Genomic DNA, 17885 nt, shown 5'->3' with positions numbered 1-17885 from the left:
TTCGTCTCATGGGCGTCACAGGTACGGGAACACTGGAAGTTCCGCGCAGTGCCCTGGCCGACACGGTGCTGGAGCGGCTCGTCGCCGCGTACGGCCCGGCGGCCGACCCCGAACGTGCCGTGTCCATGCGGGCGTACATGAAGGACGTGGCCCCCTTCCTCGGCCTGACGACCCCGGCCCGCCGCGCCCTGTCCCGCACCGTCCTCCAGGGCACGCCCCGCCCCGACGAGGCCGACTGCACCGCCATCGCCCTGCGCTGCTGGGAACTGCCGGAGCGCGAGTACCACTACTTCGCCGTCGACTATCTGCGCCGGCATGTGACCCGCTGCTCCTCCGGCTTCCTTCCGGTGACCCGGCATCTGATCACCACCGTCCCCTGGTGGGACACCGTCGACCTGCTCGCCGCCCATGTCGTCGGCGGACTCGTCGCCGCCGATCCGAAGCTCACGGCCGACATGGACGCCTGGATCGCGGACGACGACCTGTGGGTCGCCCGCACCGCCCTGCTCCATCAGCTGCGCTACAAGGAACAGACCGACACCGGACGCCTCTTCGCCTACTGCCTGCGCCAGTCCGGGCACCCCGACTTCTTCATCCGCAAGGCCATCGGCTGGTGCCTGCGCGAGTACGCCAAGACGGACGCGGACGCCGTACGGGACTTCCTGGCGGGGGAGCGGGGGCGCTTCGCGCCGCTGTCGGTGCGGGAGGCCTTGAAGAACATCGGGGCCTGAAGTCCCGTACCGCTGAAAACCATTCGACGTCGGGCAAAGCGTCGGCAATGATCGACGTCATGTTCCGGCACGCCTTCGTCCTCGCAGCATCCGCAGTCGCGGATGCTCCGAAGGCTGCCGTTCCGGTCTTCCTGACCACAGTCGACGGCGCCCGAAGCTGACCCTCTCCGGAAAGTCCGGCGGACCCCGCAGGGGGAGGGTCGGCAAGTCCTTGGGGTCCCCATCCACAGCTATGAGGCTTCGAGGTACAGCCATGTCCAAGACCGCATACGTGCGCACCAAGCCGCATCTCAACATCGGCACCATGGGCCATGTCGACCACGGCAAGACCACCCTGACCGCCGCCATCACCAAGGTCCTCGCCGAGCGCGGCTCCGGCACCTTCGTGCCCTTCGACCGCATCGACCGGGCGCCGGAGGAGGCCGCGCGCGGCATCACCATCAACATCGCGCACGTCGAGTACGAGACCGACACCCGTCATTACGCGCATGTCGACATGCCGGGCCACGCCGACTACGTCAAGAACATGGTCACCGGCGCCGCGCAGCTCGACGGGGCGATCCTCGTCGTCTCCGCGCTCGACGGGATCATGCCGCAGACCGCCGAACACGTCCTGCTCGCCCGGCAGGTGGGCGTCGACCACATCGTCGTCGCCCTCAACAAGGCCGACGCGGGCGACGAGGAGCTCATCGACCTCGTCGAGCTGGAGGTCCGCGACCTGCTCACCCAGCACGGCTACGGCGGCGACGCCGCGCCCGTCGTACGGGTCTCGGGGCTCAAGGCGCTGGAGGGCGACCCCCAGTGGACGGCGTCCATCGAGGCGCTGCTCGACGCGGTGGACACCTACGTTCCGATGCCGGAGCGGTATGTGGACGCGCCGTTCCTGCTGTCCGTGGAGAACGTGCTCACCATCACCGGTCGAGGCACCGTCGTCACAGGGGCCGTCGAGCGGGGCACCGTGCGGGTGGGCGACCGGGTCGAAGTGCTCGGCGCGGAGGTCGAGACCGTGGTCACCGGTCTGGAGACCTTCGGCAAGCCCATGGACGAGGCGCAGGCCGGGGACAACGTGGCGCTGCTGCTGCGGGGCGTTCCGCGGGACGCCGTCCGGCGGGGGCATGTCGTCGCGGCGCCGGGGAGTGTGGTGCCCCGGCGGCGGTTCACCGCGCAGGTGTACGTGCTGTCGACGCGTGAAGGGGGTCGGTCCACGCCGGTCTCCACCGGGTATCGGCCGCAGTTCTACATCCGTACGGCGGATGTCGTCGGGGACGTCGACCTCGGTGAGGTGGGGGTCGCTCGGCCCGGGGAGACGGTCACGATGACCGTTGAGCTGGGGCGGGAGGTTCCTTTGGAGCCGGGGCTCGGGTTCGCCATTCGTGAGGGTGGTCGGACGGTCGGGGCGGGGACCGTGACTGCCGTGGTGTGAGGTCGGTGGGGGACCGCGGGGCCGGCGTGGCTGGTCGCGCCACGCGGCGGAGCCGCATGTCGATACAGCCCCGCGCCCCTCAGGTCGGCACTCTCACCGACAATGGGGGAGTGAACGACTCCATACCTGTCGCCAGGACCACCGACTACGGCTTCGCCAAGCTCATGCCCGACGTCGATCGCAAGCGGGCCTGGCTGCTGACCGTGGACGGGGCTCCCCAGTCGTATGTCGATCTGGACGAGCCCACGCACCTGGAGTTCGAGTACGCCCGCCGGCTCGGGCACGTACTCGACACCGTCGTGGACGCCGGGCTGGCCGTGGATGTGCTGCATCTCGGCGGTGGGGCCCTCACCCTGCCCCGCTATGTGGCCGCCACCCGGCCCGGTTCCCGGCAGGACGTCGTCGAGGCCGACCGGGGGTTGCTGGAGCTGATCGTCGAGCAGCTGCCGTTGCCCGAGGGGGCCGGTATAGCGCTGCACGCCGCCGACGCGCGCGCTTGGATCGAAGCCGCCCCCACCGCATCGGCCGACATCCTCGTCGCCGACGTGTTCGGTGGCTCCCGGGTGCCCGCGCAGCTGACGTCCGTCGAGTACGCCCGGGAGGCGGCGCGGGTGCTCAGGCGTGGCGGGGTCTACCTCGCCAACCTCGCGGATGCCGCGCCGTTCGCCTTTCTGCGGTCCCAACTCGCCAACTTCGCCACGGAGTTCGAGGAACTCGCCCTGATCGCCGAGCCGGGCGTGCTGCGAGGGCGGCGATTCGGGAACGCCGTACTGGTCGCCTCGCACCACCCCGTCGACACGGCCGCGCTCGCCAGGCGCACCGCCTCCGACGCGTTTCCGGCCCGGGTCGAACAAGGGGCTGCCCTGCGGGAGTTCATCGGCGGGGCGCGGCCGGCGCGGGACGCGGACGCGGTGCCGTCACCCGAGCCCCCGGACGGGGCTTTCGGTATCGGCTGAGGTGGCCTGCTCGCTCGGCGAGACGGCGACCTCCTTGCTACGGCGCCGTAGATTCCGTACGTCAGGAACGCACAGCACCGCCGCCGTGACCACCACGATGAGCACGGCGCAGCCCCACAGCGCCGAGGTGCGCCCGAACGCCGACTCCGCCGGGCCGGCCAGGGCCGTCGCCAGCGGAACCATGGCGACGGAGCCGAACCAGTCGTAGGCGGCGACCCGGGACAGCTTGTCCTCCGGTATCTCCTGATGGAGCGCGGTCATCCAGGAGACACCGAACACCTCCAGGGTCACGCCGGTCAGGAACATCACTGCGCACAGCACGGTGATCGGCACCGGTACGGCGAGCGCGGCGGAGGGCAGGGCGAGCGGGAAGACGCACAGGGTGCCCGCGAGAAGCAGGCGGCGCGGCTTCCAGCGGGTCATCAGCAGGGCGCCCGCGACCGTGCCCGCCCCGAAGAAGCCCAGCGCCAGGCCCCAGGGGCCCGCCCCGCCCAGATGGTCCCGGGCGACGAGCGGACCGTAGACCGCGTCGGCCGCGGCCACGACCGCGTTGGCGAGGGAGAACTGGACGACGATGCCCCACAGCCACGGCCGCCCGGCGAACTCCCGCCAGCCCTCCCGCAGATCGGCGAGCATGCCGCCGCCCGGCGTGCGCCGCGGAATGTGACTCACATCGAGGAAGGCCCGCATCGCCCCGGCGACCGCGAAGGCCACCGCGTCCGCCGCCAGCACCCAGCCGGGACCGATCGCGGCCACCATCGCGCCGCCCAGCGCGGCACCGCCCACCGCCGCACCCTGCATTGCCATCCGGAACACGGCGAAGGCCCGGCTCGCCTGCTCCCCCTGGACCGAGGACAGCAGCATGCCCTCGGCGGCCGGGCTGAAGAACGCCTGGCCGGTGCCGCCGAGGGCGGTGAGCAGCATCATCTGCCACAGCCGGGGCTCGCCAGCGAGGACCAGTACGGCGAAGGCGGCCTGCGAGAGGCAGTTCAGAGCGTTGGCCGCGACCATGACCCGGTGCCGGGGGAGGCGGTCCGCCACGGCGCCGCCGATCAGCAGGAACAGCACCAGCGGCAGGGTGCGTGCGGCGGCCACCAGGCCCACGTCGCCACCGTCGCCGCCCGCCTCCAGCACCGCGAACGCCGCGGCGATCAGCGCGCCATGACTGCCGAGGTTCGTCACGAACGCGGAGGCGGTCAGCAGGCTGTAGGTGCGGCCCGCCCAGGCGGGGCGGCGAGGACGGCGGGATCGGCGGGGGAGATCGGCGGCGGACTTCACCGCCCGACTATCGCCGCCCGGCCCTCGGTTTGCCAAGCGGGCCGCAGGTCACGGGCGCATGCGCCCCGTACGGACCTTGGTGATGCGACGCTCGTCACAACTGCATCAGCCGACCTCCTACTCGTGGGTAACATCTTGCGCATGACAGTTGAGAGCGCCTCGATGGGCGAAATGCTTGCCGCCGCCGTTCCGATGGTGCGGACCCTGAACCTGGAGTTCGTCGAAGTCACCCCGGAGCGCGCCGTGCTGCGGCTGCCGGACCAGCCGGACTACCACAACCACATCGGCGGCCCGCATGCCGGCGCCATGTTCACCCTGGCCGAGTCCGCCAGCGGTGCCATCGTGCTCAAGGCCTTCGGTGACCAGCTCTCCCGTGCGGTGCCGCTCGCGGTGCGGGCCGAGATCGGCTACAAGAAGCTCGCCATGGGTCCGGTGACGGCCACGGCGACCCTCGGCCGTCCGGTGGCCGAGGTGGTCGCCGAGCTCGATGAGGGTGGACGGCCGGAGTTCCCGGTCGACATCGCCATCCACCGCGAGGACGGAGCTGTCACGGGTGAGATGACCGTGGTGTGGACGCTGCGGCCCAACGGCTGAGCGACCGTACCGGGGCCATCGCCTAGCTGCCCGGCACGGTGTCCTCGAAGGCCGTGCCCGCCGTGCGGTAGGCGTTCACCTTGCTCGTCACCTGGGCCGGCGTCAGGACCTGGTCCTTGACGTGCAGGACGTAGTCGACCTGCTCGTCGTAGGCACGGGCAGTGCTGCTCGTCTGGCCCGCGAGGTCGATCAGCCACTGATTGAAGTTGATGGACATGGGGCGCTCGGGCAGGTAAGCGGCGTCATGAGTGCCGAAGGGCTGGCCGTCGACGTAGTACTTGATGCTGCTGTTGTCGATCGTGAGCACCAGGTCGTGCCAGCCGGCGTAGCTCTGGCGGGACTCGGTGTGCTGGTTGACGGCCTGCCACGGGTCGGGGTTGTACGTTTCCCAGGACGTCGTGTAGAGGATGTTCGCCGGCTCGCCCCAGCCTCCGTTGGGCAGATACTCGAAGTCGTACTCCGCGTAGTCGTCGGCCATGGGTGCCTTGAGGTCGTTGATGGTGAAGAAGGTCTGGACGAGGTGGTCGCCGTCGGGGCCGGACAGCGGCGCGTCGGAGAACCGGACCCGTGCGGCGTAGGTGCCGTTCTTGAACTTCATGGCCTTGGTGAGGACTTCGGTCTGCTTCGTCGACTCGGCCGTCCCCGCCGTCGACGTCCGCAGGTTCATCACCGAGTTGCCGCCGGTGCTCGCGAAGGTGACGTTCTCCGGGGACCAGGTGGCGCCGGGCACCCCCGGGCCGCCGGAGTTGGAGCGGACGCTCCAGCCGTTCGCTCCGATCTTCGGGTCGCTGGAGCTGCTGTAGTTGAAGTCGTCGAACAGGCTCTGCCCCTCGGCCGGGGGATCCGTGGGCGGGTCGGTGGGGGGATCGGTCGGGTCGTTGCCCTCGGGGGCCGTGCCCCACACCGTGTTGCCGGACAGCTGGGCAGTGATCTTCGACCAGTCGGCGTACGACGTCTGGGAAGCGCCGAAGGAGTAGTCGTCGCTCTGCTTGAGCGACTGCCAGTCCGAGCGGTGGAAGCGCAGCTGCATGTCGCCGGTGTCGGCGCCGGGGGCGAGGGTGCCCGCCCCGCCGGTGAAGCCGATGTCCAGGTAACGGTCCGCCGTGGCCGTGGGGTTGGCCAGCGTGCCGAATGTGCCGGTGATGTTGGCGCAGCCCTTGACCGCCCAGGAACAGGCGAAGCGGTAGGTGGCACCGGCCGAGTCGGCCTTGAAGTAGTAGCGGATCTTGACGTCGCTGAGCTGGACGGTGCCGCCGCCGGTGTTCCTGACCTTGAGCCAGGGCTCGGACTGGTCCGCGGTGGCGCCCGTGGCGCTGGTCCGGTACTGGACCGTGACGTTGTCGGCGGCGGCGCTCGCCGTGCCGGGCAGCGCGGCGAGTCCGGCGGTGCCCAGGGCCATGACCACGGTGACGGCGGCGGCGACACGCAGCCGGCTCGAACGGGCAGGGGGCTTCGTACGCATCGGTTTCACGCTGATGGGCTTCATGCTGATTCCTTCCGGTACGAGGTGGGGGGTACGGCGGGCCCGGGGGACCGGGGCCGTGCCGTGCTGCGGCTTCAGGGGTGTCGGCTCACCTCCAGCGCGTCGAGGCGTGCCGTGTGCCGGTCCAGGCGGGAGCGGAAGTCGGCCCACGGGGTGGGGCCGCTCCAGGTGCGGTCGGCCAGGGCGCACAGGCGGGGATAGGTCAGGTACTCCAGGCGGGCGGGCGTCGTCGCGTACTCGGTCCACAGCTGGGTCTGGGCGCCCAGCACCCGGGCGGCCGTATCCGGAGCCGCTCCTTCGGGGACGGGATCGTGGGCGTGTACGTCCCGGAGGCCGACGACGGCGCCCGGTTGGCCCGGCGGCTCCTCGGGCCGGTCGCTCTGCGGATAGTCCAAGTACGTCGCCCGGTGATGGGCGTTGATCACGTCATGGCCGCGTCCGGCGGCGGCGAGGGCGTGGGCGGGGTCGCGCCAGGCCATCACGGTGAAGTCGGCGGGCAGCTCGGCGCCGGTCTCGGCCCAGCCGACCGGGCGCCGCCCGTTGCGCACCAGGAACGCCCCGATCCGCCCGAGGAACCACCCGTGCAGCGCGGCGGGACCACTCAGACCCGCCTCCCGGGCACGCGCCCTGGCCCGCGGGCTCTCCTCCCATTCGGTGACCGGGCACTCCTCGCCGCCGATGTGGACGTAGGGGGAGGGGAAGACGTCCATGACCTCTTCCAGCACCGTGCGGCAGAAGTCGAAGACCTCCTCGTGCACCCCGAGGACGGTGTCGCACACGCCCCACCTGGTCCACACGTCCAGAGCGCGCTCGGGACGGTTCCCCAGCTGCGGATAGGCGGCCAGGGCGGCCCGGACGTGACCCGGCATCTCGATCTCGGGCAGCACGGTGATGCCGCGCGCGGCCGCGTACTCCACCAGGTCCGCCAGCTCGGAGCGCGTGTACGCCCCGCCGCCCGGCATCGGCGGGGCGCGGTGGCCGCCGATCTCGGTGAGCTTGGGGTACGCCGCGACCGGCATCCGCCATCCCTGATCGTCGGTCAGGTGCAGATGAAAGACGTTGATCTTGTGCAGGGCGAGCAGATCGACGTAGCGGCGCAGATACGACACCGGCTGGAAGTGCCGGGCCACATCGAGCATCGCCCCGCGCCAGCGGTGCCGGGGGACGTCCGTGATCTCCACACAGGGCAGTGACCAGCGCAGACCGCGCTGGGGCGAGACAGAAAGGGCGGAGGCGGGCAGGAGTTGACGGATCGTCTGCACTCCACGCAACAGCCCGGTGAGGTGGGCGGCGCGCAGCAGGACCGAGTCCGGGTCGACCGTCAGGCCGTAGCCTTCGTCGCCCAGGTCGGTGAGGGCCGGGTCGAGGGTGAGGGCGAGGGTTCCGTCGGCGGCGGGGTGCAGGGGGAGCCCGGTCGCGGGGGCGAGCAAGGTGCGCAGCAGCCGGGCGGCGGGCTCGGTGCCCTCGCCGATGCGTAGGCACGTAGCGGGCGTGAACGTGAAGTGCCCTGTTCCGGCTCGGGCTTCGGTGGGGCGGGGCAGCAGTGAGGATGCGGGCACAACTGTCTCCCGGGGGTCGGGTCAGCCTTTGACGGCGCCGGCCGCGAAGCCGGCCGTCACATGGCGCTGGAGCAGCAGGAACACGGCCAGCGCGGGAAGGGCGAAGAGCGTCGAGGCGGCCATGGTGGCGCCCCAGTCCGTGCCGAAGACGTTCTGGAAGGAGGACAGCCATACGGGCAGGGTGCGGCTGTCCTGATGCTTGATGATCAGGAAGTTGGCGTACGCGAACTCGTTCCAGGCGGTGATGAAACCGAAGAGTGACGTGGCCATGAGCCCCGGTGCGAGGAGGGGAAACGCGATGTGACGGAAGGCGCTCGGCCGCGTGCAGCCGTCGACCTGTGCCGCCTCCTCCAGCTCCGGCGGAATCGCGGCGATGAAGCCGCGCAGCACCACGATGGTGAACGGCAGCGTCATCATGAAGTAGACCAGCGTCAGGGTGGGCAGCCGGTCGAGCATGCCGGTGTCGCGGGAGATGATGTACACCGGGATGATCAGCGCCTCCCACGGCGCCATCTGCGCGATGAACACCATCAGCATGAACTGCCGCCTGCCCCGCCAGCGCAGCCGGGCCACCGCGAACGCCGCCCCGAGCGCGACGACCAGCGACAGCAGGACCGCGCTCAGCGTCACCAGGATGCTGTTGCGCCAGAACAGCGCGAACCCGTCGGCGTCGACGGCGGCCCGGAAGTGGTCCAACGTCCAGGTCCGGGGCAGGAGTTGGGGACTGCTCGACTGGATGTCCCGGTTCGGCTTGAACGCGGTGGCGACCATCCAGTACACGGGGAAGAGACAGATCACCACCGTCGCCGTGGCGGCGATGTGCAGCGGGACCCGGCGAAGGCGCGGGCGCACGGAACTCATGGGGCCTCGCTCTCCTGACGGAACATCTGACGGAAGTAGAGGACGAGCACCGTGGCCATCATCAGTACGGAGACCATCGAGGCCGCCGAGCCCAGGTCGTAGCGCTGGCTCGACAGAGCGGTCTGCACGGCGTAGACGGGCAGCGTGGTCGTGGCGTCGCCCGGGCCGCCGTTCGTCATCACCCAGATCTGCACGAACGCCTTGAAGGTCCAGATGACCTCCAGCGACAGCACCAGCATGAAGATCGGCCGGATCATCGGGAACGTGACGGCGCTGAACACCCGCCGCGCGGACGCACCGTCGATACGCGCCGACTCGTACAGCTCCGTCGGCACCGTGACCAGCGCCGAGTACAGGGTGATCGCCGCGAACGGCACCGACTGCCAGACCACCAGCAGCACCAGGATCGTGAAGGCGGCCGTTCCGTGCGCGAACCAGGGATACCGCTCGAACGAGCCGAATCCCAGCTGCTGGAGCGCCCAGTTGACGACGCCGAACTCCGAATGGAACAGCCACTGGAAGACCGTCGTGGCGGCGATCACCGGCATCGCCCAGGCCAGCACGAGCGCGCTCAGCACGGTCGTACGCGCCACCCGGCCCAGGCGCTCGATCATCAGGGCGACCAGCGTGGCGAACACCATGATCAGCACGACGCTGACGGCCATGAACAGGAACGTGCGCCGTACGACCTCCCAGAACCGGTCGTCCGTCAGCAGGGTCCGGTAGTTCCGCAGCCCCACGAACGGGGCGTCGCCCAGGATGAGTTGACGCAGCTGGAAGTCCTGGAGCGAGATCAGCACCGCGCGGGCCAGGGGATACACGAGCAGATAGAGCGTGCCCAGAAGCGTGGGGGCGACCAGCAGATAGGGCCAGACTCCGCCGCCGCGGCGCCGGCGCGGCAGGGCGGGGCGGCCCCGGGACGGCCGGCTGAGCGGCGCGGGCGGCGCGGGGGGCGCGCCGGTTTCGCGGATGACCGTCACGACGTCGTCTCCTTTCCGTGCGCGGCGGACGAGGGAGGGCTCAGGAACCGGTCTTCATCGCCGCCGTGATCGCCGCGGACGCCTTCGCCGCCTCCGACTTGGCATCGGCACCGGTGAGCACGGCCGTCATGTAGTCCTTGATCGGGTTCTTCGCCTCCACGGCGGCCCAGCCGGGGGTGTTGGGCGTCGCCCGGCCCACGGCGGCACCCGCCGCCATCGCGGAGGCGCCCGGATCGGAGGCGACCGCGTCGGCGAGGGTCGTCTTGTTCGGTACGTAGCTCATGGCGGCGGCGAGCTTGCGCTGCCAGGCGTCACCGGTGAGCTCCTTGACGAACGTGAAGGCCGCGTCCTGCTTGCCGGACGCCGCCGGGATGACGAGGTCGGAGCCGCCGATGAACACCGAACCGGGCTGTGCGGCGGACTTGCCCGGGATGGGGAAGTAGCCGAGCCTGCCCTTGAGTTCGGGATTGTTCTCGGTGACCACGTTGGCGCCGCCGGGCGTCGAGATGATCTGCGCCACCTGCCCCTTGGCCATGACCTCGGCCTGCGGCGGCTGAGCCTCGTCGGCGTCCTTGGGGCCCTTGCCGAGCGACTGGAGCCGCTGATAGAAGTCCATGCCGCGCAGCGCCTCCGGGGTGTCGAGCGCCCCCTTCCAGTCGCCGCCGGAACCGGTGGCGAGGTCGCCGCCCTCGTCCCAGATGAACCCGGCGAGCGCGTACCACATCTGCCCCGGCAGGTAGATGCCCTGTGTGCCCGAGGAGTTGAGCTTCTCCGTCGCCTCGATCCACTGATCCCGGGTCTTGATCTCGTCGGCGTCGATACCAGCCTTCTTGAAGAGATCGGTCCGGTAGATCACGACCCGGTTCGCCGCGTAGTACGGGATGCCGTACTGCTTGCCCTCGTACGCCCCGGGTTCCGCCAGCCCCTTGAGCCAGTCGCCGCCCCCGAGCTCGTCCACCTTGCCGCTGAGGTCCGTCAGACCGCCGCTCTGCGCGAACTGGGCGACCTGGGTGTTGCCCGTCTCGATGACGTCCGGGGCGTCATTGCTGGCGAGCGCGGCGGTGACCTTCTCGCCGATGCCGTCCCACTCCTGGATCTGGACCTTCACCTCGATGTCGGGGTGAGCCTTCTCGAAGCCCGCGACGAACTCCTTCTGGAACTCCGCCGAGACGCTGTCGCGCATCAGCCAGACATCGATCGTGGTCCTGCCGTCGGCGGAGTCGCCGGACGACTCCGAGCCACTGCCGCAGGCACTGAGGCCCCCGGCGATCACCAGCGCGGAAACGCCCGCAAGCACACGGAGCTTCACAGTTCACCCCTTGGAGGAAAACGCCGACCCACCTGACCAGTTGGCTGACTGGTCAGGTGACCTCTTGTTGGTCGATGAAGTTGGCATAGACCAATTGAGGCGTCAACCCCTCACGTCTGTCGGGTTCTTGAGCGCATGTATCCAGCTCGGGCGTGTCCTGGTGGAGTGGATGATGGCTACACTGCGTCTGACCAGTACCTCGGCAGTGGTAAGAAGTGATGGGTCTGGTCAGGTGGTTCACGGACGGTGGGGCGGGAGCGGTGACATGAATTCAGGCGGGTCGGGGGCGGTCCTCAAGCGGGAACGCGTCCGGGATCACATCCTCGAACTCATCGAATCGCTCAGCCCCGGTGACGCCATCCCCTCCGAACGCTCCCTATGCGCCGCCCTGAACGTCTCCCGGCCGACCCTGCGCGCGGCCGTCGACGAACTCGTCGCGGCGGGGCTCCTCGTGCGCGAACACGGACGCGGGATGTTCGTGGCGCCGGAGAAGATCACCCAGGAACTCGTGCCGGACCAGCAGGCCATGGCCGTGCCACAGGCCTCCGGCGCCTGGACCAGCCGGCTCCTGGAGTTCACCACGATCGCCGCCGGCGCCCGGGTCGGCCGCAAGCTGCACCTGTCACCGGCCGCCGACATCGTCTACGTGGCCCGGCTGCGGCTCGTCGACGGCGCCCCCATGGCCATCGAGCATCTGCACATCCCCGCGGACCTGGTGCCCGCGCTCACCGCACAGGAACTGGAGGCGGGCGACCTGTACGACCACCTCCACCACCGCCACGGCATCCGGGTGAGCGAGGCCGTCCAGACGATCGAACCCACGGTGGTCAGCCCGGCCGAGGCCAGGATCCTCGCCGTGCCCCATCTGTCTCCCGCGCTCCTCTTCGAGCGCCTCACCAGCGACAGTGACGGCCGGGCCGTCGAATACGTCCACTCCATCTACCGCGGCGACCGCTACCGCATCGTGACCCGCCTGACCCTGGGCCACTCCGCCGGCCAGGAGCCGGCCACCCCGACGGGCTCCCTCCCCGGCATCCCACCCGGTGTCCTGCCCCAGCGGGAATCGGTCGTCCTCACGGCTCAGGGAGACGTGCACACCGAGAGATGACGGTCGCCCGGGGCGCCGTCGGCCTTACCGCCGGGCAGCTCAGGCCACGCGTCGCTCGCGCCGCGCACCACCGTCCTCCAGCCCCGCCGTGAACTCCTTCAGCCAGGCCACGAACTCCGGCCCCAGATCCGGCCGTGCGCACGCCAGCCGGACCACCGTGCGCAGGTAGTCCGCCTTGTCGCCGGTGTCGTAGCGCAGACCGTCGAACACGACGCCGTGGACCGTCCCGCCGGTCGCCAGTTCCTGGAGGGCGTCGGTGAGCTGGATCTCGCCGCCGCGGCCGGGCGGAGTGCGCTCCAGGACGCCGAAGACGGCCGGGTCGAGGACATAGCGCCCGATGACCGCGTAACGGCTCGGCGCGTTCTCGCGCGAAGGCTTCTCCACCAGGCCGGTGACGCGGACCACGCCGTCCTCGCCGGAGGGTTCGACGGCCGCGCAGCCATAGAGGTGGATCTGCTCGGCCGGGACCTCCATGAGCGCGATCACGCTGCCCTTGTGACGGTCGCGGACCTCCAGCATCCGGCTGAGCAGCGTCTCGCGCGGGTCGATGAGATCGTCGCCCAGCAGGACGGCGAAGGGCTGGTCGCCGACATGCCGGCGGGCGCACAGCACCGCGTGACCGAGGCCGAGCGGATCGCCCTGGCGGATGTGGTGGATGTCGGCGAGCCGGGCCGGGTCGCGCACCGCGTCCAGCCGTACGGCGTCGCCCTTCGCGGCCAGCGCCTGCTCCAGCTCGAAGGCCTGGTCGAAGTGGTCCTCGATGGCCCGCTTGTGCCGGCCGGTGATCATCAGTACGTCGTCGAGACCGGCCGCGGCGGCTTCCTCCACGACGTACTGGATGGCGGGCTTGTCGACGACTGGCAGCATCTCCTTGGGCGTCGCCTTCGTCGCGGGCAGGAAGCGTGTGCCGAGGCCCGCGGCCGGGACGACCGCCTTGCGGACGGTGCGGGGCGTGCCGGGGACGGGTGTCGTGTGGGGGACGATCATGCGGCCCATGCTGAGGTACGGGGATGAGAGCACGCCGAGAGAAACCTCGGAGTGAGCTGTGCGGCATGCGGAATTGAAGATTCCGTGGACCGATGTTCTTTGGGCGTACACAACTTGAGGCCGAGTTCGACGATGTCGTCGAATGCGGGTACGGATACCGGCGGTAACTTTTCTGAATTCCTCGCTTTTTGAACATCGGTCACTCGAACTTCTTGTTTCCTGTGCGCCGCTTGTGCGAAAGTGAGCGGCCCGATAGCCGGTCCACAGATGACACGGCCCAGGTATGCACCAATCAGGCGCCTGCTTTTCCGACGGACGTGCATTCCCCAAGACGTCCTGCGGCTGGGAAGGAAATGGCTCAGTGCAATCCCCGTACCCCCCACGACCGCCGTACCCGCCACGGCCCGGAACGAACCCCGGACAGTCCGACCGTGATCTCGTCGCGAGCCTCGGCAAGGCCGGCGCGGACTCCCGTGCCGTAGCCCTGCTGATGGCCCGGCACTGGCGTGCCACCCACGACTACGCGGCCATCTGCCTGGTCTCCACGGAGAGTTCGGCCTCCATGGTGGCCGCCGCGGCGTTCCATCGTGTGCTCCGCCGACCGGCCGGCGGCGCACTGCGTCCCCAACTCCTCGTAGCCGTACGGGACATGGTGAAGGAGTGGGCGGCCGACGACCGTATTGCCGGTCTGTTGCCGGAACTCGGCAAACCGACCGGCGGGCGCGGACTGCGTGCCGCGCGGTCCGTGACGCCCGAAAGACGGCAGATCGCCGAGCGCGCATTCGAGGCCCTGCCGGGTGCCTCGCAATGCCTGCTCTGGCACACCGAGGTCGAGGCGGAACCGATAACCATACCCGCTGGTCTGCTGGGGGTCGATGAGGCCACCGCGACCGCCGCCCTGGAGGGTGTGCGCGAGCAATTCCGCCGGGGTTGTGTCCGCGCCCACGGCGAACTCGCGCCCACCCGGGAATGCCGCTTCTACAACCGCTTGCTCGACGTCCCCATTCGCCGCGGCGGTGCCCTGCTGCCCGATGTCCAGCAGCATCTGATGGAGTGCCGCTACTGCCGGCACGCCGCCGAGCAGCTGAGCCATTTCGAGGGCGGTCTGGAGGTGCTGCTCGCCGAGACCGTGCTCGGCTGGGGCGCCCGGCGCTACCTCGACTCCAGACCCGGGCGGGGCGGCTCCGGAGTGACGGCCTGTGATCGCCGCCGAAGGGGCGGACGTCATCGCCCGGAGCGGATCGTCCCGCCCCGCGGACGCGCGAAGGCCGTCGCCGTGGGAGTCGGTCTGACCTCTCTCGCCCTGCTCGTGACCGTGCTCACCGCGAAGGGCTGGACCGAGGAGAACGGCGTCCCCGGCCCGCACGCCACCTGGGGCGCGCCCAGCGGCAAGACCGTCCGGCCCGGCCCCGTGTCCCCGCCATCCACCGCCGGGTCACCCTCGGCCGCCTCGGCGGAGGACCCCGTCGAGATCGCCCAGGGCAGGCTCCGCAACCTCGACGACGGCCTGTGCCTGGACCTGCGCGACGGCAAGGTCCGCGCCGGCGCGCCGGCCGAGCTGTCGGAGTGCTCGTCCGCCGCGTCACAACTCTGGTCGTACCGCGACAACGGTGTCCTGCGCAGCGCCGCTGATCCCACCCTGTGCCTCGACTCCGATCCAGACGAGGGCGCGGTCGTCCTGGCGCACTGCCTCGCGCACGCCGGCGAGGTGCACTACGACCTCACCGTCCACGGCGAGCTCCTGCTGCGCCGGGCCGAGCGACTCGCGGTCGCGGGCGGCAAGGGCGTGAGCGTGGTCGTCGCCGAACGGGACGGCTCCGACGCCCAGCGCTGGATGCTCGACGGCGGCCTGGCGGACGTGAGCAGCGGGGAGGAGGCACAGCCGCCCGAGAACGATCTCCGCCGGGACGGCGAGGACGGGCCGCGCGACAAGGAGGGCAAGGACAAGGCGCCCATTGAGCCCGACCGCGGCTCCCCGCACGACGCCATCCCCGAGCCCTCGAAGAGCGAGCCGGAGGACCCTGAGGACCAGCCGCAGTCGCCGTACGAGACGCGGTACGTCCAGGCCGAATCCGGCGACGAATCCGCCCCCGCCACCCCCGTCGACAAGGTCGTGACCCTCCCCGCCGAGGCATCGGACTCCGTGACGACGGCCCTGGGCACGGCCACGACGCTGCTCGACTCCACCCTCCGCTAGCCAGGGGTGACCCCACGGGGGTCACCCCTGACGTCATTCGGCCGTTTCTCGTTCCCATGATTGACACGAGTCACTGACGTTCATAGTTTTCCCGCCGCACCCGTGCTGTCCCATGCCCCACAGCGGAGGTGGACCGGTGATCCGTCGTATGTCCGTCGCACTGATGGCCCTCGCGGCCGCGCTCGTCACACCCGTGCCGGCGCAGGCCGCCGACCCGCCCGTCGTCCGCACCGACGCCGGCTGGGTCAAGGGCGAAACCACAGCCGAGGGACGGCAGTTCCTCGGCATCCCCTACGCACAGCCGCCCGTCGCCGGACTCCGCTGGAAGGAGCCGCGTCCGGTACGGCCCTGGCAAGGGGTGCGCGGCGCCCGGGACTTCGGCAACAAGTGTGTGCAGAGCGCGAGTTGGGACCCCGGCTATGAGCAGCCGAGCCACACCGAGGACTGTCTCGACCTCAATGTGTACGCCCCCGAGGGCGCCGCCCGCCGTGCGGTCCTGGTCTGGTTCCACGGCGGCGGGCTCACCGCCGGGGCCGGCCGGGACGTCGTCCCCGACACCTTCGCCCGGCGGACCGGCACCGTCGTCGTGACCGCCAACTACCGCCTCGGCGCGATGGGCTTCCTCGCCACGTCCGGCCTCGACAGCGAGGCCCGCGACGGCGTCTCCGGCAACTTCGGCATGCTCGACCAGCAGGCCGCACTGCGCTGGGTGCGGGCAAACATCGGCCGCTTCGGCGGCGACCCGGGCCGTGTCACCATCGCGGGCGAGTCGGCGGGCGGCCGTTCGGTCTGCACCCAGCTCGCCTCACCGACGGCGAAGGGCCTCTTCCGCGCGGGGATCATCCAGAGCGGGGCGTACGGCGACTGCGCCGCCCGCACCCACGAGGCGGCCGTGGCGCAGGGCGCCTCCTTCGCCGAGCGGCTCGGCTGCACCGACCTGGCCTGTCTGCGCGCCAAGCCGGCCGCCGAGATCCTGGCCGCGCAGGGCGGCCTCGACTGGGCACCCGTGGCCGGGGGTGCCTTCCTGCCGAGGCAGCCGAAGGAGGCCTTCGACCACGGCGCCGCGGCGGGCGTGCCGGTCATGAACGGAGCCAACCAGGACGAGGGCCGGCTCTTCGCCTTCGCCCGCTTCGACCTGAACGGCACCCCGCTCACCGCCGACCAGTACCCCACCGTCATGCGCACGGACTACGGCGACGAGGCCCTCGCGCGCTACCCCCTGTCGTCGTACCCCTCACCGACCATCGCCTACGCCACCGCCCAGGGCGACCAGCTCTTCGCCTGCCCGGCGCTCCGCCTCGACGGCACGCTCGCCGGACGCGGCAAGGTCTACGCGTACGAGTTCGCCGACCGCACCTCCCCGCCCTTCGCCTCGCTGCGCGACCTCGGCACCGACTTCGACTTCGGCGCGACCCATGTCAACGAGGTGCAGTACCTCTTCAAGCACTTCGGTCTTGAGACCCCGCTGAACGCCGAGCAGCGGACGCTGGCCCGGCAGATGGTCCAGTACTGGGGCTCCTTCGTCCGCGACGGGGTGCCGCGCGCGGCGGGACAGCCCGAGATGCCCGCGAGGCCCGGCACGGTGCTGGCCCTGCGCACCTCGTCCGCCGGCGGGAACGTGTCGAGCGCCACCGTGCACAGTGAGCACCGGTGCAACCTGTGGGACACCGGGAGCGTCACACAGAACGGGTAGGCTGCCCCGGCGCACGCTCACAGCCGAGCGTGCGCCGGGAACACACGGTCCAGGACTTGAGAGGAAGCGGCGTTGCACGTCCAGGAATGGCTCGAAACGGTGCCCCCGCTGGCCATCTATCTGCTGGTCGGCCTGGTCATCGGCCTGGAGAGCCTGGGCATCCCGCTGCCCGGCGAGATCATCCTGGTCTCCTCGGCGCTGCTCGCCTCCCAGCACGGCGACATCGACCCGTTCGTGCTCGGCGCCTGCGCCAGCGCGGGCGCGATCATCGGTGACTCCATCGGCTACGCCATCGGCCGCAAGGGCGGGCGTCCCCTGCTGGCCTGGCTGGGCGGAAGGTTCCCCAAGCACTTCAGCGAGGGCCATATCGCCACCGCCGAGCGCTCCTTCCAGAAGTGGGGCATGTGGGCCGTCTTCTTCGGCCGCTTCGTCGCCCTCCTGCGCATCTTCGCCGGCCCGCTCGCGGGTGTGCTGCGGATGCCGTACTGGAAGTTCCTGACCGCCAACGTCCTCGGCGGCATCGTCTGGGCGGGCGGCACGACCGCGGTCATCTACTACGTCGGTGTAGTCGCCGAGTCCTGGCTGAAGCGCTTCTCGTGGCTGGGCCTGGTGGCGGCGGTCCTGATCGGCCTGACGTCGATGCTGATCATCAAGCGCAAGGCGAGCAAGGCCCAGACGGCACACCAGGAGCCGGAGCCTGCGGTCGCCGGGGACTGAAACGCCCCT

At 70.5% G+C, this 17885-nt stretch carries 15 protein-coding genes; 8 read left to right on the top strand and 7 right to left on the bottom strand.

Annotation, left to right across the window (positions count from 1 at the left end; all coding sequences use genetic code 11):
- Window positions 1–8 precede the first annotated feature (8 nt).
- From IE325_RS42055 to IE325_RS42045, 3 genes are all read left to right on the top strand, one after another.
- Window positions 9–731: a DNA alkylation repair protein gene (locus tag IE325_RS42055; protein WP_190075478.1), complete on the top strand. Its 723-nt coding sequence runs from the start codon at window positions 9–11 to the stop codon at window positions 729–731.
- Between the two features lie 253 nt (window positions 732–984).
- Complete coding sequence (gene tuf / locus IE325_RS42050) at window positions 985–2154, top strand: elongation factor Tu (protein ID WP_190075477.1); 1170 nt, start codon at window positions 985–987, stop codon at window positions 2152–2154.
- A gap of 110 nt (window positions 2155–2264) precedes the next feature.
- Complete coding sequence (locus tag IE325_RS42045) at window positions 2265–3110, top strand: spermidine synthase (protein ID WP_190075573.1); 846 nt, start codon at window positions 2265–2267, stop codon at window positions 3108–3110.
- Here IE325_RS42045 and IE325_RS42040 read toward each other — a convergent pair.
- Window positions 3072–4388, bottom strand: a complete 1317-nt coding sequence (locus tag IE325_RS42040) for an MFS transporter (protein WP_190075476.1) — start codon at window positions 4386–4388, stop codon at window positions 3072–3074. The two genes, IE325_RS42045 and IE325_RS42040, sit on opposite strands and share 39 nt — an antisense overlap.
- A 141-nt stretch (window positions 4389–4529) precedes the next feature.
- Here IE325_RS42040 and IE325_RS42035 point away from each other — a divergent pair, with 141 nt between their 5' ends.
- Window positions 4530–4982 carry a DUF4442 domain-containing protein gene (locus tag IE325_RS42035; RefSeq protein WP_190075475.1) on the top strand — a complete coding sequence of 151 codons (453 nt, stop codon included), beginning with the start codon at window positions 4530–4532 and terminating at the stop codon, window positions 4980–4982.
- Window positions 4983–5004: 22 nt separating this feature from the next.
- On the opposite strand, the gene IE325_RS42030 is transcribed toward IE325_RS42035, so the two are convergent.
- The 5 genes from IE325_RS42030 to IE325_RS42010 all read right to left on the bottom strand — a co-directional run bounded on the left by IE325_RS42030 (window position 5005) and on the right by IE325_RS42010 (window position 11174).
- Window positions 5005–6468 (bottom strand): cellulose binding domain-containing protein, encoded by a 1464-nt coding sequence (locus tag IE325_RS42030; protein ID WP_190075474.1) that lies wholly within the window; start codon window positions 6466–6468, stop codon window positions 5005–5007.
- 71 nt (window positions 6469–6539) lie between these two features.
- Window positions 6540–8024 (bottom strand): beta-N-acetylhexosaminidase, encoded by a 1485-nt coding sequence (locus tag IE325_RS42025; protein WP_190075473.1) that lies wholly within the window; start codon window positions 8022–8024, stop codon window positions 6540–6542.
- A 21-nt stretch (window positions 8025–8045) separates the two neighbouring features.
- Window positions 8046–8885: a carbohydrate ABC transporter permease gene (locus IE325_RS42020; RefSeq protein ID WP_190075472.1), complete on the bottom strand. Its 840-nt coding sequence runs from the start codon at window positions 8883–8885 to the stop codon at window positions 8046–8048.
- A complete protein-coding gene (locus tag IE325_RS42015; protein ID WP_190075471.1) occupies window positions 8882–9865 on the bottom strand; it encodes a carbohydrate ABC transporter permease in 984 nt (327 codons plus the stop codon). Before IE325_RS42015 ends, IE325_RS42020 begins: the two co-directional genes overlap by 4 nt.
- 40 nt (window positions 9866–9905) lie before the next feature.
- A complete protein-coding gene (locus IE325_RS42010) occupies window positions 9906–11174 on the bottom strand; it encodes an extracellular solute-binding protein (protein ID WP_190075470.1) in 1269 nt (422 codons plus the stop codon).
- Between the two features lie 265 nt (window positions 11175–11439).
- Between IE325_RS42010 and IE325_RS42005 the strand changes: the two genes are divergently transcribed.
- Window positions 11440–12282 carry a GntR family transcriptional regulator gene (locus tag IE325_RS42005; RefSeq protein WP_190075469.1) on the top strand — a complete coding sequence of 281 codons (843 nt, stop codon included), beginning with the start codon at window positions 11440–11442 and terminating at the stop codon, window positions 12280–12282.
- Between the two features lie 39 nt (window positions 12283–12321).
- Here IE325_RS42005 and galU read toward each other — a convergent pair whose 3' ends face one another.
- Window positions 12322–13269 (bottom strand): UTP--glucose-1-phosphate uridylyltransferase GalU, encoded by a 948-nt coding sequence (gene galU / locus IE325_RS42000; protein ID WP_373315340.1) that lies wholly within the window; start codon window positions 13267–13269, stop codon window positions 12322–12324.
- A 361-nt stretch (window positions 13270–13630) separates the two neighbouring features.
- Here galU and IE325_RS41995 point away from each other — a divergent pair, with 361 nt between their 5' ends.
- From IE325_RS41995 to IE325_RS41985, 3 genes are all read left to right on the top strand, one after another.
- On the top strand, window positions 13631–15466 hold the full coding sequence (locus IE325_RS41995; protein ID WP_229912450.1) for an RICIN domain-containing protein: 1836 nt from the start codon (window positions 13631–13633) through the stop codon (window positions 15464–15466).
- Between the two features lie 136 nt (window positions 15467–15602).
- Window positions 15603–17159, top strand: coding sequence for a carboxylesterase/lipase family protein (locus IE325_RS41990; protein ID WP_229912449.1), 1557 nt, complete (start codon window positions 15603–15605; stop codon window positions 17157–17159).
- A 72-nt stretch (window positions 17160–17231) separates the two neighbouring features.
- Window positions 17232–17876, top strand: a complete 645-nt coding sequence (locus IE325_RS41985) for a DedA family protein (protein WP_190075467.1) — start codon at window positions 17232–17234, stop codon at window positions 17874–17876.
- Window positions 17877–17885: the final 9 nt, after the last annotated feature.

The sequence above is a fragment of the Streptomyces lanatus genome (assembly GCF_014655715.1).
Lineage (GTDB): Bacteria > Actinomycetota > Actinomycetes > Streptomycetales > Streptomycetaceae > Streptomyces > Streptomyces lanatus.
Note: the sequence above shows the minus strand (reverse complement) of the source record. Positions and strands in the feature narration are given on the sequence as shown.

Bases quoted from the DNA above. Each gene is read 5' to 3' on its own strand.
- tuf (WP_190075477.1), top strand. From the start codon at position 985: ATGTCCAAGACCGCATACGTGCGCACCAAGCCGCATCTCAACATCGGC.
- IE325_RS42030 (WP_190075474.1), bottom strand. From the start codon at position 6,468: ATGAAGCCCATCAGCGTGAAACCGATGCGTACGAAGCCCCCTGCCCGT.
- IE325_RS42055 (WP_190075478.1), top strand. From the start codon at position 9: ATGGGCGTCACAGGTACGGGAACACTGGAAGTTCCGCGCAGTGCCCTG.
- galU (WP_373315340.1), bottom strand. From the start codon at position 13,269: ATGATCGTCCCCCACACGACACCCGTCCCCGGCACGCCCCGCACCGTC.
- IE325_RS42035 (WP_190075475.1), top strand. From the start codon at position 4,530: ATGACAGTTGAGAGCGCCTCGATGGGCGAAATGCTTGCCGCCGCCGTT.
- IE325_RS42005 (WP_190075469.1), top strand. From the start codon at position 11,440: ATGAATTCAGGCGGGTCGGGGGCGGTCCTCAAGCGGGAACGCGTCCGG.
- IE325_RS42020 (WP_190075472.1), bottom strand. From the start codon at position 8,885: ATGAGTTCCGTGCGCCCGCGCCTTCGCCGGGTCCCGCTGCACATCGCC.